Source organism: Pseudomonas sp. TUM22785, assembly GCF_028198105.1.
Taxonomy (GTDB): Bacteria; Pseudomonadota; Gammaproteobacteria; order Pseudomonadales; family Pseudomonadaceae; genus Metapseudomonas; species Metapseudomonas solani.
On sequence record NZ_CP116239.1, the window covers coordinates 1,686,812 to 1,701,253 of the forward strand.

The window sequence follows — 14,442 nt, forward strand, 5'->3', positions numbered from 1 at the left end:
ATGTTGCATATCGCCATGATCGGTTGCGGCGCCATCGGCGTCGGTGTCCTGGAACTGCTGGAGAGCGACCCGCAGCTGTGCATCGATGCGGTGATAGTCCCGCAGGCGTCCCAGGGGCTGGTTCGCCAGCGCCTGGCAGGTTTGCGCAAACCGCCCCGGGTGCTCACCGAACTGGATGCCGGCGCTCGCCCCGACCTGCTGGTGGAGTGCGCGGGGCACCGGGCCATCGAAGAGCACGTGCTGCCGGCACTGGCCCGGGGCATTCCCTGCCTGGTGGTGTCGGTGGGGGCGCTGTCCGAGCCGGGCCTGGTGGAGCGCCTGGAAGCTGCCGCCGAAGCCGGGCGCACCCGAATCGAACTGCTACCGGGCGCCATCGGCGGCATCGACGCCTTGTCGGCCGCCAAGCTCGGCGGCCTGGAGTCGGTGCGCTACACCGGGCGCAAGCCGGCTCGCGCCTGGCTCGGTACGGCGGGCGAGGCGGTCTGCGACCTGGAGCGCCTGGAGGCAGCGCGGGTGATCTTCGAGGGCAGCGCCCGCGAGGCGGCGCGGCTGTACCCGAAGAACGCCAACGTCGCCGCCACCCTGTCCCTGGCCGGTCTTGGCCTGGACCGTACCCAGGTTCGCCTGATCGCCGATCCCGCCGGCAGCGAGAACGTGCACCACGTAGAGGCCAGCGGTGCGTTCGGCGCCTTCGAGCTGACCCTGCGTGGCAAGCCCCTGGCGGCCAACCCCAAGACTTCGGCACTCACCGTGTTCAGCGTGGTACGCGCGCTGGGCAACCACGCCCATGTGATTTCGATCTAGGACGACGACCGTGATTGACCTCGACCCGATCCAACCCATCTGCATTGCCGGCCAGTGGCGCCAGGGCGGTGGCGACCTCTACCACAGCCTCTACCCGGCCACCGGCGAAGCCATCGCCCGGCTCCATGCCGCCAGCCTGGAGGATGTGGAGGCGGCCATCGTCGGCGCCGACCGGGCCTTTCGCGAAAGCGGCTGGGCCCAGCGCAAGCCCCATGAGCGCGCGGCGGTGCTCTACCGCATCGCGGCGCTGATCCGCGAGCGCAGCGAGGCCCTGGCCCAGCTCCAGCGCCTGGACAACGGCAAGCCGATTCGGGAGACGCGCAACCTGGTGGCCAGCGCGGCGGCTACCTTCCAGTTCTTCGCCGCTGCCTGCGAAACCCTGGAGGAAACCATCACCCCCTCCCGCGGCGACTTCGTCACCCTGAGCGTCTACGAACCCATGGGCGTGGTGGCCGCCATCACCCCCTGGAACTCGCCCATCGCCTCCGAGGCGCAGAAGCTGGCGCCGGCGCTGGCCGCCGGCAACGCGGTGGTACTCAAGCCGGCGGAGGTCACACCGCTGGCGGCCCTGGCGCTGGCTCGCATCTGCATCGATGCCGGCCTGCCGCCCGGCCTGGTCAGCGTACTGCCGGGCAAGGGCTCGGTGATCGGCGACGCGCTGACCCGGCATCCGCTGGTCAAGCGCGTGTCCTTCACCGGCGGCACCCGCACCGGCAAGCACATCGCCCGCATCGCTGCCGACAAGATGATGCCGGTGTCCATGGAGCTGGGCGGCAAGTCGCCCACCCTGGTCCTGGCCGACGCCGACCTGGACCACGCGGTGGCCGGGGTGCTCTACGGCATCTTCAGCTCCAGCGGCGAGTCCTGCATCGCCGGCTCGCGGCTGTTCGTCGCCCGCGAGCTATACGCGCCCTTCATGGAGCGCCTGGTGGCCGGTGCCGCGGCCCTGCGGGTGGGCGACCCGGCGGACGAGCGAACCCAGATGGGCCCGCTGATCACCGCGCAGCATCGCGAGTCGGTCGAGCGATACGTGCAACTGGGGCTGGAGGAGGGCGGTCGCCTGCGCACCGGTGGCGCGCGCCTCCAGGGCGCGGCCTTCGAGCGCGGCTATTTCTACCCCCCGACCCTGATCGAGGGCCTGGGCAACGCCGCGCGCCTTTGCCAGGAGGAGGTCTTCGGCCCGGTGCTGGTGGCCATGCCCTTCGACAGCGAGGACGCGTTGATCGAGGACGCCAACGACAGCTGCTACGCCCTGGCCGCCGGCATCTGGACACGCGATTTCCAGCGTGCCTGGAGGCTCGGGCGGGCGGTGCAGGCCGGCACCGTGTGGATCAATACCTACAAGCAGTTCTCCATCTCCACGCCCTTCGGCGGCTGGCGCGACAGTGGCCTGGGCCGTGAGAAGGGCCGCCTGGGAATCCTCCAGTACATGGAGCAGAAGAGCCTCTACTGGGGCCTGAACGAACAGCCGCTGGCCTGGGCCGGCAGCCACTGACGAGGAGAGCGCCATGAGCGTATTGGGCATCGACGAAATCACCTATGGCGTGGAAGACCTGGCCAGCAGCCGGCGCTTCTTCGCCGACTGGGGGCTCGAGGAGGTGTTGGCGAGCCAGGACGAGGTCGTCTTCGAGACCCTCAACGGCTGCCGGGTGATCCTGGTCCATCTGGACAAGCCCGGTCTGCCACCCGCCATCGAGGCTGGCTCCACTTTGCGCGAGGTGGTCTGGGGCGTGGCGAGTGCAGCCGACCTCGAGCGCTACGCCGAGCGCATCGCGGGCGACCCCGGCTTCGTCGAGGGCGAAGGCCGTATCGGCTGCACCGACCCCAACGGCCTGGCGGTGCGCTTCCAGGTCACCCGCAAACGGGACATCCAGGTGCAGTGCGGCCAGTCCAATACCTGGCAGTTCAAGGGGCGCATCAACCGGGCCAGCCCCATCTACGAGCGCGCCCAGCCCATCGAAGTCGGGCATGTGGTGTTCTTCGTCAGGGACGTGAACGCCTGTGAGCGCTTCTACAGCGAGCGCTTCGGTTTCGTCTGCTCCGACCGCTATCCCGACCGTGGCGCCTTCATGCGCTGCGCAGAAGAGGGCGGCCACCACGACCTCTTCCTTCTGCAACTGCCCCAGGCTCGCGCCGGCCTGAACCATGTGGCCTTCACCGTGCGCGACATCCACGAGGTCTTCGGTGGCGGCATGCACATCGCCCGCTGTGGGTGGGACACCGAGATCGGCCCGGGGCGACATCCCGTGTCCTCCGCCTACTTCTGGTACTTCCGCAACCCGGCGGGCGCCCTGGTGGAGTACTACGCCGACGAGGACCAGCTCACCGGCGAGTGGCAGGCGCGGACCTTCGAGCCCGGCCCCAGCGTATTCGCCGAGTGGGCCATCGCCGGTGGCCTCGACGGCCACACGCGGCGGCAGAAGAGCGCCGAGGCGCCGCAAGGCCGCTTCCTTACCGAGAAGCCGGCCACCGGAACCTGAGTGAGTGCCATCCAACCCACGACTTCCCCGTTCACCCAGCCGTTCGTGAACGGGTCATCCATGGAGGCCCATGACATGCAAGACCGCTACCTCGAACCGCACCAGGCCCGTACCCGCGAGCCGAACACCTTCGAAGACCTGCTCGGTGATTCCATCGAGCGTGCCTACGCCGCCGGCCTGCACGACCTGCCTGGCCTGCTGGGCTACCTCAACCAGGCCGGCCCCACCTGCCCGGGCGGCGTCCCCTGGACCGAAGCGACCTATGCCGCCCTGATGGCCCGTCTGGGTGAGTGAATTCCCTCCAAGAGGAAAACGATATGAGTACCGTGGACCCTGTTGAAAACCTCCTGGCCAATGGCCTGAAGAACCTCTGGTTTCCCATTTGCCCGGTCGGCTTCATCGCTGACAGGCCGGTCTCCCTGCGTCGCCTGGGCCACAAGCTGGCGCTCTGGCGCGACACCGACGGCACCCTGCACGCCCTGGAAGACCACTGCCCGCACCGCGGGGCGCCACTGTCGCGCGGGGTCAACCTGGGCGACCGCCTGCAGTGCCCTTACCACGGCGTGGAGGTGCGCTGTGATGGCGTCGCCACCCGCGTGCCTGGCAGCCCCGGCTGCAAGCTGGAGGGCAGCCAGGCGACACGCTGGTTCCATGTCACCGAGGCGGCGGGTGCGGTCTGGCTCTACAACTCGGCACAGAACGTCGAGCAGGCACCGCCGCTGGTGTTGCCGGAACAACTGACCGACCCGGGCTTCTCTCACTTCCTTTGCTACGCCGAATGGCGCGGCGACTACCGCTACGTGCTGGACAACGTCATGGACCCCATGCACGGCACCTACCTGCACAAGCAGTCCCACTCGATGTCCGAAGGCGCAGGCCAGGCGAAGTTCGTCACCCGCGATACCGACACCGGCTTCATCTTCGAGAAGGAGGGCCAGCGCGGGGTGAACTTCGACTGGACCGAGTGGGCCGACTCCGGTGTGCACTGGATGCGGCTGGAAATTCCCTATCCCAAGACCGGCGGCCCGGGCGGCAACTTCCATATCGTCGGCAGCTATACGCCCGTCGGGCACGACCTCGCCGCCGTGTTCCATTGGCGCTGCCGGGCGCTCACCGGCTGGCAGCGCGACACCTGGCGCTTCCTCTACAAGAATCGCCTGGAGGCTCGCCACTGGGCGGTGCTGGAGCAGGACCGGGAAATGCTCGAATTCATGGAGGCCGACGCCAACCAGCGGGAGAACCTCTACCAGCATGACCTGGGCCTGGTACGCCTGCGCCGCCACCTGAAGAGCCTGGCCAGGACCCAGGTGGAGCTGATCGAGGCCCGACAACTATGACCCCGGGCCTCGATCCGTACCGCTGCGACCCCGCCTCGAGGAGTTAGCCCATGACACAGCACAGCAAGGTGATGGCCTTCGTCCATACGCTTCGCTACGAGGCGGACGGCATCATCAGCATGGAGCTGCGGCCCCAGGGTGGCCAGGTGTTCAGCCCTTTCACCCCGGGGGCGCACATCGACCTGCACCTGGGCAACGGCCTGGTGCGCAGCTACTCGCTCCTCAACTCGCCGGAGGACTGCAGCCGCTATGTGGTCGGTGTCCTTCACGACCGCAACAGCCGGGGCGGCTCGGCCTATGTGCACCAGCAGCTGCGGGTGGGCATGACGCTGACCATTTCGCCGCCCCGCAATCACTTCCAGCTGGACGAAGGTGCCGGGCACTCGGTGCTGGTAGCGGGCGGCATCGGCGTCACCCCCATCTACTGCATGTTCAACCGCCTGCGCGCCCTCGGGCGCTCGGTGGAGCTGCTCTACTGCGCCCGCTCACGCAAGGAGGCGGCCTTCGTCGCCGAGCTGGCGGCGGTCACCGAGGTGCCGGTGAAACTGCACTTCGACGACGAGCAGGGCGGCCCCGTCGACCTGCGGGCCTTCCTTGGCGAACGTCCATCCAGCGCGCACTTCTACTGCTGTGGCCCGGCGCCGATGATCGAGGCGTTCGAGAGCCTCTGCGAAAGCCTGGGTCACGACGCCGTCCATGTCGAACGTTTTGCCGCCGTGCCCCAGGCGCTTGAGGCTCCGCGAGGCGCCTATGAGGTGCAGCTGGCGCGCTCGGCCAGGGTCATCGAGGTGCCGAGCGGCAAGTCCCTGCTGGAGGCACTGCTGGAGTCGGGGGTCGAGGTGGACTGCAGCTGCCGCGAGGGTGTTTGCGGTACCTGCGAGACGGCGGTGCTGGAAGGCGAGCCGGACCATCGCGATGCGGTGTTGACCCAGGCGGAGAAGGCCGCCAACCGGACCATGATGGTCTGCGTATCCGGCGCCCGCAGCGCGCGCCTGGTGCTGGACCTGTAGGCCTGGAAAGGCCGCACAACACAAAAAAACGGCAGTAAGCGAAGCACCTGGGTTTCCGGCTCGGCGACGGTCATGTCGCCGGGTCGCCCAGGTGGTGGTTTCGGCTTGCTTGAAGCGCGCCTTGGCGCATTCGTAGATGAGGTCGGAATGAACAAGTCTCTGCTCCCCCTGTCCCTGAGTATCGTCCTGGCGGTCCCGGCCGCTGCCATGCCACTGGCCGAACCGTCCAAGCCTTTCCCCCATGTCAGCCTGCGCAGCGACGATGGGTTGAGCACGCTGGATATCGGCGGGGCGCTGCGGGTGAACTACCGCGACGAACACTGGAAGACCTCCGAGAACAAGGGGCGCCTCCTGTTCGACACCTTCCGCGTCGATGTACAGGCCACCCACGGGGATTTCTTTTCCGACCTGGGCTACTGGTTCCAGGATGATGGCAAGCGATCCATCGATCGCGGCTTAGTCGGCTACAGGTTCAGCGATACCTCCAGCCTGGAACTGGGCGCGCCGCTCAAGCCCTTCGGCCTGGCGCCCTACCCGCAGTTCGGCTGGAGCTTCCACATCCCCTTCTTTCTCGGTTATGGCGTGAGCGCCGGGGCGGGGGCCAAGTACGTCTACCAGGATGACGGCTGGCACATCCAGGCGGGCTATTTCCCGCGCATGCTGCCCAGCGACCTCCGTTACTCGCCGGAAGTGGGGCGCTACGCCGACCTGAACGACAACGCCATTCCGGCCATCCACTCGCGCCAGGACAACGAAAAGCGCGACCAGGTGAACCTGCGTGTGGCTCACCACGCCGCAGGTGAGGGGTGGAAGGCCGAGCTGGGAGGCTCGCTCGCCACGGCGCGCCTGCACAACGGCACCACTGGCGACGATGGTGACTACTGGGCCGCCGGCCTGCATGCGGTGTTCAACACCGGCCCCTGGACCGTCACCACCCAGGGGATTCGCTACGCATTCGATGCGCAGAACCCGGTCGGGGCCAGCGACGACGTCATCCTGATGGGGGGCAACGGCCTGACGCCGGCCTACCTCATCGCCGCGCGGGCGTCGGTGCTGGCCCTCAACGTCGCTTATGAGGTGCCGACGTCAGGCATGGGGATGCTGAAGAAGCTGCGGTTCTACAACGACTACAGCCGGATGCTCAAGGACAGGCACGAATGGGATGACTCGCAGATGGTCACCGCCGGGGTGCAGTTCATCGCCGTGCCGATCGTGGCGTGGCTGGACTGCACCTGGGGTCGCAATGCCAACCCCTTCGGCGGGGCGGAAAGCGGCAGCGGATTCACCAGCGCCACGTCCTCCCGCAGCAACCAGTGGATTTTCCGTACCAACCTGAACCTGGGTTACTACTTCTGAAGGCTGCCACCAGGGCTACGACAGCCGGTGGGCGAATTTTGGGCAAAAAAATAGGCGCCAACGTGGGCGCCAGGGAGCAATGAACAATGCATAGGTTCTGAGTGCTCCCTGGCGCGTAAGTTCAGAAAAACAGCAAAAAAGACGACATCCTGCGGCCATCCATAGGCCATCAAGCCAGGCGGCGTCAGCCGGGGAAGGCGGGCCAGACGCCGCCGTCGCCGCAGACGAAGACCCGCGTCGCGTTATCCATGGCCTGGTCCATGCCTCCGGTGAACTCGCCGAAGGCCGGCAGCAGGCTCAGCTGTTCGCCGAGGCGGAAGCAGGGCAGGCGCAGGCTCTGGCGGCCGGGGCCGCGCAGGCGGACGGTCGGGTGCAGGTGGCCGGCCAGTACATGCAGCGTCGGGTGCGGCTCGGGCTCGTGCTGCAGGGCGAAGGGCCCGAGGGCCAGCGGTTCGTGGTGCAGGCTGAAGCCGAGCGCGGTGGGTGGGTCGCCGGCGTGGCGGTCGTGGTTGCCGCGCACCAGGTCGATGGCCAGGTGCGGATGCCCGGCGCGCCAGGCGGTGAGCACCGGCCAGAGCGGCGCCTCGGCGCCCTGGCGGGCATGCAGGAAGTCGCCGAGGAAGACCAGGCGGCGGCAGCCGCGCTCGTGCAGCAGCCGGTCCAGGCGGCGCAGGTTCTCTGCCGTGGTGCCGCTTGGCACCGGCTGGCCGAGGCGACGGAAGCTGGCGGCCTTGCCGAAGTGGATATCGGCCACCAGCAGGCAGCCTTCCTCGGGCCAGTACAGCGCGCGGTCGGCCAGCAGCAGGACGCGGGTGCCGGCCAGTTCCACCTCCAGCGCGGCGTTCATCGCGCCCGGCTCCGGCGCGGTGGCTTGTCGGCGGCGCGCTCCAGCTGTTCCACCATGCGAGCGATACGGTCGGCCAGCTTCTCGCTGCTCAGTCCTTCGCGGAAGCGCTCCACCAGCAGCGGGAAGGCCAGGGGCGTGGGGCGCGGCACCTCCACCAGGCGCAGCTCGCGCTCGCGGATGCGTTGCAGGCAGGCCTCCAGGCGCGGCAGGTCCAGCTCCTGGCGCAGCACCTCCTCGCGGGCCTGGTGCAGCAGCAGGTTGTCCGGGTCGTACTGGCGGAACACGTCGAAGAACAGCCCGCTGGAGGCCTGCAGCTGGCGGGTGCTCTTGCTGGCGCCGGGGCGGCCGGCGAACACCAGCCCGGCGATGCGGGCGATCTCGCGGAAGCGCCGGCGCGACAGCTCGCTGGCGTTGAGGCTGTGCAGCAGGTCCTCGAGCAGTTCGTGCTCGCTGAACAGCTCGGGACCCAGGCATGCGGCCCAATCCACCTCGGTGGCTGCCAGCAGCTCCAGGCCGTAGTCGTTGACGGCGATGGAGAGGCTCACGGGGCGCTGCCGGGCCAGGCGCCAGGCCAGCAGGCTGGCGAGGCCCAGGTGCACCTGGCGGCCGGCGAAGGGGTAGAGGAACAGGTGCCAGCCCTCGCGGCTCTTCAGGCGCTCGGCCAGCAGGTTGTGCTCGTCGGGCAGCGCCGACCAGGCCTGCTGCAGTTCCAGCAGCGGGCGCGCCAGTTTCAGCTCGAGGCTGTCGTAGCGGCCCCGCGCGGCCTCGCCCAACTGGTGCACCAGGGCATCGGCCAGTTCGCTGGAAAGGGGCATGCGCCCACCGTTCCAGCGCGGGATGGCGGCCTTGCGCGCGGCGCTGCGGCGCACGTAGGCGGTCATGTCTTCGACCCGCACCAGCTCCAGTGGGCGGCCGGCGAAGAGGAAGGCATCCCCTGGGCGCAGGCGCGAGATGAAGCCTTCCTCGATGCTGCCCAGGGAGCCGGCGGCACCGCCCTTGCCCCAGAAGCGCACCTGCAGGCTGGCGTCGCTGACGATGGTGCCGATGCTCTGCCGGTGCCGCCGCGCCAGCTGCGCACTGGGCACCTGCCATAAGCCACTGGCATCGGGTTCGGCGCGGCGGTACTCGGGGTAGGCGGTGAGGGAATGGCCGCCGTGGCGGATGAAGGCCAGGGCCCAGGCCCATTCGTCATCGCCCAGGGCGCGATAGGCCCAGCAGCTGCGCACCTCGGCGAGCATCGCCTCGGCCTGGAAGCCGCCGCCCAGGGCCATGCTCACCAGGTGCTGGACCAGTACGTCCAGCGGCTTCTCCGGGCTCAGGCGCGCTTCGATGCGGCGCTCGGCGATGGCCTGGCGCGCGGCCACCGCCTCCACCAGTTCCAGGCTGTGGGTGGGCACCAGGGTCACCCGCGAGGCGCGGCCCGGCGCGTGGCCGGAGCGGCCGGCCCGTTGCATCAGCCGCGCCACGCCCTTGGCGGTGCCCACCTGCAGCACCCGCTCCACGGGGAGGAAGTCCACCCCCAGGTCGAGGCTGGAGGTGCACACCACGGCCTTGAGGCGGCCCTGCTTGAGGCCGTTCTCCACCCACTCGCGCACCTCGCGGGACAGCGAGCCATGGTGCAGGGCGATCAGCCCGGCCCAGTCCGGTCGTGCGGCGAGCAGGGCCTGGTACCAGGTTTCCGACTGCGCGCGGGTGTTGGTGAACACCAGGCTGCTGGCGCTGCCCTCCAGCTCCGCCACCACCTGCGGCAGCATGCGCAGGCCCATGTGCCCGGCCCAGGGGAAGCGCTCGACGCTGGCCGGCAGCAGGGTGTCCACCTCCAGGCGCTTGCGCTGCTCGCCCTGCAGCAGCAGGCCGTCGCCGCCGGGCACCAGCACCTGCAGCGCGTGCTCCAGGTTGCCCAGGGTGGCGGACAGGCCCCAGGTGGCGAGCGCGGGGTTCCACAGGCGCAGCCGTGCCAGGGCCAGTTGCAGTTGCACGCCGCGTTTGTTGCCGAGCAGCTCGTGCCATTCGTCGACCACTACCATGCGCAGCCCGGCGAAGGCTTGGGCGGCGTCGGCGCGGGTCAGCAGCAGGGTCAGGCTTTCCGGCGTGGTGACCAGCACGCTGGGCAGGTTGCGCGATTGCCGGGCGCGCTCGGCGCTGCCGGTATCGCCCGTGCGCAGGCCCAGGCTCCAGGGCAGGCCGAGTTGGTCGATGGGCGCCTGCAGGGCGCGGGCGGTGTCGGCGGCCAGGGCGCGCATGGGGGTTATCCACAGCACCGAAAGCGGCAGCACCTGGCCCTTGCCACGCTCCTTGCGGGTGGGCGTGGCGCCGGTCAGCAAATCGAGGGCGGCGAACCAGGCGGCGTAGGTCTTGCCGGCGCCGGTGGTGGCGTGGAGCAGGCCGGAGCGGCCCTGGGCGACGGCGCGCCAGAGGCTTTTCTGGAAGGCGAAGGGGCGCCAGCCACGGTCGCCGAACCAGCGCGAGGAGGGGCGGGGGGCGCGGCTCAAGCCTCGGGCTCCGGCGCGGCATCGGCCAGCAGGGCCTGGAGGCTGGCGAGGGTGTCGGCCTCGGCCACCGGTTTGTCCTGGCGCCAGCGCAGCATGCGCGGGAAGCGCACGGCGACGCCGCTCTTGTGGCGCTTGGACAGGGCGATGCCCTCGAAGCCCAGCTCGAACACCAGGGTGGGGGTGACGCTGCGCACTGGGCCGAACTTCTCCACCGTGGTGCGGCGGACGATGGCGTCGACCTTGCGCATCTCCTCGTCCGTGAGGCCCGAGTAGGCCTTGGCGAAAGGCACCAGGGCGCGCTCGGCGCTGGCGTCGTCGCCATCCCAGACGGCGAAGGTGAAGTCGGTGTAGAGGTTGGCGCGGCGCCCGTGGCCGCGCTGGGCGTAGATCAGCACGGCGTCGACGCTGTAGGGGTCGAGCTTCCATTTCCACCAGGTGCCCTGGTCCTTGGTGCGGCCGACGCCGTAGAGCGCGTCGCGGGCCTTGAGCATCATCCCTTCGACGCCCAGGGCGCGGGCGCCTTCGCGCTGGCGGGCGAGGTCGGGCCAGTCTTCGCCGCGCACCTCGGGGGACAGCTCCAGCACCGGGTCGCTCAGCTCCTCCAGCAACTGCTCCAGGCGTTCGCGGCGTTCGGCCAGGGGGCGCTGGCGCCAATCCTCGCCGCGCCATTCCAGCAGGTCGTAGGCCACCAGGCGCACGGGGGCGTCGTCGAGCACCTTGCGGGTCAGGCGCTTGCGGGCGATGCGTTGCTGCAACAGGGCGAAGGGCTGCACGCGGCCGTCCTTCCAGACCAGGATCTCGCCGTCGATCACGGTGCCGTCCGGCAGCGCGTTGGCCAGGCCGTGGAGTTCGGGGAAGCGCTCGCTGACCAGCTCCTCGCCCCGCGACCAGATCCACAGGTGGCCGTCGCGGCGCACCAGCTGGGCGCGGATGCCGTCCCACTTCCACTCGATCAGCCAGTTCGCCGGGGAGCCGAGCAGGTCGGCGAAGGACGCCACCTCCGCCTGCAGCGGGTGGGCGAGGAAGAAGGGGTAGGGTAGGCCGCCGCGTTCCAGGTGCTCGGCCTCGCTCTGTGCGGCGATGAGCCGGGCATAGCCCTGGGCACTGGGCGGGCGCGAGGCGTCGGTGTAGCCGACCATGCGCTGGGCGACGCGCTTGGGGTCGAGCCCGGCGAGGTTGGCCAGGGCGCGGGTCACCAGCAGGCGCGAGACGCCGACGCGGAAGGCGCCGGTGACCAGCTTCAGGCACACCAGCAGGCTCAGGCGGTCGAGCCGTGCCCAGAGCGGCGGCAGGCGGGCGGCCAGTTCCGCCGGCGGCAACCCGCGCAGGGGTAGCAGGTGGTCCTCGACCCAGGTGGCGAGGCCCTCGTCGGAGCGATGGACGCTGGGCGGCAGCAGCAAGGAAAGGGTTTCGGCCAGGTCGCCCACTGCCTGGTAGCTCTCCTCGAACAGCCACTCGGGCAGGCCGGTGATGGCCAGGGTGATTTCCCGCAGCTGGCGCACCGGCACCAGCTGGCGCGGCTTGCCGCCACTGAGGAAGTACACCGCCCAGGCGGCGTCCTCGGGCGCGGCGTTGGCGAAGTAGTCCTGCAGGGCGGCCAGCTTGGCGTTGTTCGAGGTGCTGGCGTCGAGGCGGCCATAGAGCTCGGCGAAGTCCTTCACGGGGTCGCCTCCGCGGCCGTGGCGGGTTCGTCCTCGTCGCCGTATTCGGTGCTGAAGCCCTGGGCGTCCAGGCCCTGTTCGCAGAGGTAGCGCACCAGCACGTTGACCGAGCCATGGGTGACGAACACCCGCTCGGCGCCGCTCTGCTCGATGGCCCAGAGCAGGCCGGGCCAGTCGGCGTGGTCGGAGAGCACGAAGCCGCGGTCCACGCCGCGTCGCCGGCGGGTGCCGCGCAGCATCATCCAGCCGCTGGCGAAGGCGTCGCTGTAGTCGCCGAAGCGGCGCATCCAGGTGCTGCCGCCGGCCGAGGGCGGGGCCAGCACCAGGGCCTGGCGCAGCAGCGGGTCGTTGCGAGGGATGTCACCGGCGTAGCGGGTTTCCGGCAGGGCGATGCCGGCTTCGCGGTAGACCCGGTTGAGCGGCTCCATGGCGCCGTGGGCGAGGATCGGGCCGATGCTGGCGTCGATGCCGTGGAGGATGCGCTGGGCCTTGCCGAAGGCGTAGCAGAACAGCACGCTGGCGCGCTCGGCGGCCTGGTTGGCGCGCCACCAGGCGTCGATTTCGGCGAACAGCGCGGCTTGCGGCTGCCAGCGATAGATGGGCAGGCCGAAGGTGGATTCGGTGATGAAGCAGTGGCAGCGCACCGGCTCGAAGGGGGCGCAGGTGCCGTCGGCCTCGGTCTTGTAGTCGCCCGAGGCGACCCAGACTTCGCCCTGGTATTCCAGGCGTACCTGGGCGGAGCCGAGCACGTGGCCGGCCGGATGCAGGCTGAGGGTGACGCCGCCGTGCTCCAGGCGCTCGCCGTAGTCGAGGGTCTGCAGGCGGATGTCGCCCAGGCGCGCCCGGAGGATGCCTTCGCCGGCGGCGGCCGCCAGGTAGTGGCCGTTGCCGGTGCGCGCGTGGTCGCCGTGGCCGTGGGTGATCACGGCACGCTCCACCGGTTTCCAGGGGTCGATGTAGAAATCACCGGGCGGACAGTAGAGGCCTTCGGGCCTCGCGACGACCAGGTCCATGGGCACGCCTCGCTGTGGGCTCATGGTTATGAGCATGGTCGGGTTCGGTTGGTTCGGCTGGCAAGTTCGCCTCGGGATCGCGACACAGGTCACGGAAGTCCCGGGCGTTCGTCGGAACAGGTGGCCTGGGGCCAGGTGGTGACGTCAAGATTCGGAGCGGCTCTTCTGCCGACTTCATGGAGGATGTGCGAATGCAGGCGATCAAGGCCTATTTCCAGCGCCACGGCCACGATTCGTTCCGGATCGGTGAGGGGCGTATCAGCGGTTACATTTCGGCAGCGCTGGGGCTGCTCAGCCTGTGCGCGGTGCTGTGCTTCCTGTTCCCCGAGTGGCTGACCTTCGCCGAGTTCCGCAAGGTCTACAGCGAGCAGTTCGCCCGTACCGTCCTGCTGGTGGGGCTGGTGGCGTCGTTCTCCCTGGGCACCCTGAACATCCTGCTCAACCGCCGCAAGCGCCTGGGCTTCACCGGCATCATCGCGTCCGGGCTGGCGGTGTTCCTCGGTGGCAGCAACATCCAGTTCGAGACCATCGGTGAGACGCCCTATTCCCTGGGGCTGGACTGGTTCGTGCTGGCGCTGCTGGTCTCGGCCATCGTCTTCATCCCTCTGGAGAAGCTCTACGCCAAGGACCCGCAGCAGAACATCCTGCGCCCGCACTGGCGCACCGACCTGGCGTACTTCTTCGTCAGTCACATGCTGGTGCAGTTCATCCTGATCTTCGTCACCGCCTCGTCCACGCTGCTGGGTGGCTGGGCGGTGTCATCTTCGTTCCAGGCCGGTGTGCAGGCGCTGCCGATCTGGCTGCAGTTCATCCTCGCGGTGCTGGTGGCGGACCTCGGCCAGTACTGGCTGCACCGCCTGTATCACGTGGTGCCCTGGCTGTGGCGCTTCCACGCGGTGCACCACTCGAGCACCTCCATGGACTGGCTGGCCGGTTCGCGCATCCACTTCGTGGAAATCCTGCTGACCCGCACCGGGGTGCTGGTGCCGCTGATGCTGATGGGCTTCTCGCCCCAGGCGATGAACGCCTACGTGATCCTGGTGGGTGTGCAGGCGGTGCTGGCCCACGCCAACGTGCGCATCGACGGCGGCTGGTTCAACTACCTGCTGGTGCTGCCGCGCTACCACCATTGGCACCACGCCCGGCACCCGGACTACATCTACAAGAACTACGCGATCCACCTGCCGATCGTCGACATGGTGTTCGGCACCTTCAAGCTGCCGCCCAAGGAGTGGCCGACCCGCTACGGCGTCTTCGGCAAGCCGCTGCCGGACGGCATCCTGCGCCAGCACCTGTACCCCTTCCAGAAGCCGGAGCCCAAGGCGCCGGTGAAGCCGAAGGCGTCCTGACCTTCGACGGCGGCCCATGTGCAATGCATGGGCCGCTATGTTCCCTGTCTTCCGGTTTCTTCTCTCCCTTTCCTGCACACCTGCTCCCGGACA

Annotated in this window: 12 protein-coding genes; 8 read left to right on the forward strand and 4 right to left on the reverse strand. The window is 69.2% G+C overall.

The genetic code is table 11. From position 1 onward, the window contains the following. The 7 genes from PI990_RS07955 (at position 1) to PI990_RS07985 (ending at position 6,987) form a co-directional block, all read left to right on the forward strand. Positions 1–804: an aspartate dehydrogenase gene (locus PI990_RS07955; RefSeq protein WP_271660307.1), complete on the forward strand. Its 804-nt coding sequence runs from the start codon at positions 1–3 to the stop codon at positions 802–804. A 10-nt stretch (positions 805–814) separates the two neighbouring features. After that, complete coding sequence (locus PI990_RS07960) at positions 815–2,299, forward strand: aldehyde dehydrogenase (protein WP_184491507.1); 1,485 nt, start codon at positions 815–817, stop codon at positions 2,297–2,299. Between the two features lie 13 nt (positions 2,300–2,312). Beyond that, positions 2,313–3,284 (forward strand): VOC family protein, encoded by a 972-nt coding sequence (locus tag PI990_RS07965; RefSeq protein ID WP_184491504.1) that lies wholly within the window; start codon positions 2,313–2,315, stop codon positions 3,282–3,284. Between the two features lie 75 nt (positions 3,285–3,359). After that, a complete protein-coding gene (locus PI990_RS07970) occupies positions 3,360–3,578 on the forward strand; it encodes a recombinase-like helix-turn-helix domain-containing protein (protein WP_184491500.1) in 219 nt (72 codons plus the stop codon). A 23-nt stretch (positions 3,579–3,601) separates the two neighbouring features. After that, positions 3,602–4,621, forward strand: a complete 1,020-nt coding sequence (locus tag PI990_RS07975) for an aromatic ring-hydroxylating oxygenase subunit alpha (RefSeq protein WP_271660308.1) — start codon at positions 3,602–3,604, stop codon at positions 4,619–4,621. A gap of 50 nt (positions 4,622–4,671) precedes the next feature. Continuing rightward, on the forward strand, positions 4,672–5,631 hold the full coding sequence (locus PI990_RS07980; RefSeq protein ID WP_271660309.1) for a PDR/VanB family oxidoreductase: 960 nt from the start codon (positions 4,672–4,674) through the stop codon (positions 5,629–5,631). Positions 5,632–5,778: 147 nt separating this feature from the next. Beyond that, positions 5,779–6,987, forward strand: coding sequence for a hypothetical protein (locus tag PI990_RS07985; RefSeq protein WP_271660310.1), 1,209 nt, complete (start codon positions 5,779–5,781; stop codon positions 6,985–6,987). 184 nt (positions 6,988–7,171) lie between these two features. Here the strand turns inward: PI990_RS07985 and pdeM are convergent, their stop codons facing one another. The 4 genes from pdeM to PI990_RS08005 are packed head-to-tail and all read right to left on the reverse strand — an operon-like array spanning position 7,172 to position 13,000. Continuing rightward, positions 7,172–7,834, reverse strand: coding sequence for a ligase-associated DNA damage response endonuclease PdeM (pdeM, locus tag PI990_RS07990; protein ID WP_271660311.1), 663 nt, complete (start codon positions 7,832–7,834; stop codon positions 7,172–7,174). Beyond that, the gene (locus PI990_RS07995) at positions 7,831–10,326 is read right to left on the reverse strand and encodes a ligase-associated DNA damage response DEXH box helicase (RefSeq protein ID WP_271660312.1); all 2,496 of its coding nucleotides are present in this window, start codon (positions 10,324–10,326) and stop codon (positions 7,831–7,833) included. The genes pdeM and PI990_RS07995 overlap by 4 nt, the downstream gene beginning before the upstream one ends. Next, positions 10,323–11,987 (reverse strand): ATP-dependent DNA ligase, encoded by a 1,665-nt coding sequence (locus tag PI990_RS08000; protein ID WP_271660313.1) that lies wholly within the window; start codon positions 11,985–11,987, stop codon positions 10,323–10,325. The genes PI990_RS07995 and PI990_RS08000 overlap by 4 nt, the downstream gene beginning before the upstream one ends. After that, positions 11,984–13,000: a ligase-associated DNA damage response exonuclease gene (locus PI990_RS08005; RefSeq protein ID WP_271660314.1), complete on the reverse strand. Its 1,017-nt coding sequence runs from the start codon at positions 12,998–13,000 to the stop codon at positions 11,984–11,986. Before PI990_RS08005 ends, PI990_RS08000 begins: the two co-directional genes overlap by 4 nt. A 191-nt stretch (positions 13,001–13,191) precedes the next feature. Here PI990_RS08005 and PI990_RS08010 point away from each other — a divergent pair, with 191 nt between their 5' ends. Then, a complete protein-coding gene (locus tag PI990_RS08010) occupies positions 13,192–14,349 on the forward strand; it encodes a sterol desaturase family protein (RefSeq protein WP_271660315.1) in 1,158 nt (385 codons plus the stop codon). Positions 14,350–14,442 lie beyond the last annotated feature (93 nt).

Excerpts from the sequence above, each read along its gene's own strand:
- PI990_RS07955 (WP_271660307.1), top strand. The coding sequence starts at position 1 with ATGTTGCATATCGCCATGATCGGTTGCGGCGCCATCGGCGTCGGTGTC.
- PI990_RS07965 (WP_184491504.1), top strand. The coding sequence starts at position 2,313 with ATGAGCGTATTGGGCATCGACGAAATCACCTATGGCGTGGAAGACCTG.
- PI990_RS07970 (WP_184491500.1), top strand. The coding sequence starts at position 3,360 with ATGCAAGACCGCTACCTCGAACCGCACCAGGCCCGTACCCGCGAGCCG.
- PI990_RS07975 (WP_271660308.1), top strand. The coding sequence starts at position 3,602 with ATGAGTACCGTGGACCCTGTTGAAAACCTCCTGGCCAATGGCCTGAAG.
- PI990_RS07980 (WP_271660309.1), top strand. The coding sequence starts at position 4,672 with ATGACACAGCACAGCAAGGTGATGGCCTTCGTCCATACGCTTCGCTAC.
- PI990_RS07985 (WP_271660310.1), top strand. The coding sequence starts at position 5,779 with ATGAACAAGTCTCTGCTCCCCCTGTCCCTGAGTATCGTCCTGGCGGTC.
- pdeM (WP_271660311.1), bottom strand. The coding sequence starts at position 7,834 with ATGAACGCCGCGCTGGAGGTGGAACTGGCCGGCACCCGCGTCCTGCTG.
- PI990_RS08005 (WP_271660314.1), bottom strand. The coding sequence starts at position 13,000 with ATGGACCTGGTCGTCGCGAGGCCCGAAGGCCTCTACTGTCCGCCCGGT.
- PI990_RS08010 (WP_271660315.1), top strand. The coding sequence starts at position 13,192 with ATGCAGGCGATCAAGGCCTATTTCCAGCGCCACGGCCACGATTCGTTC.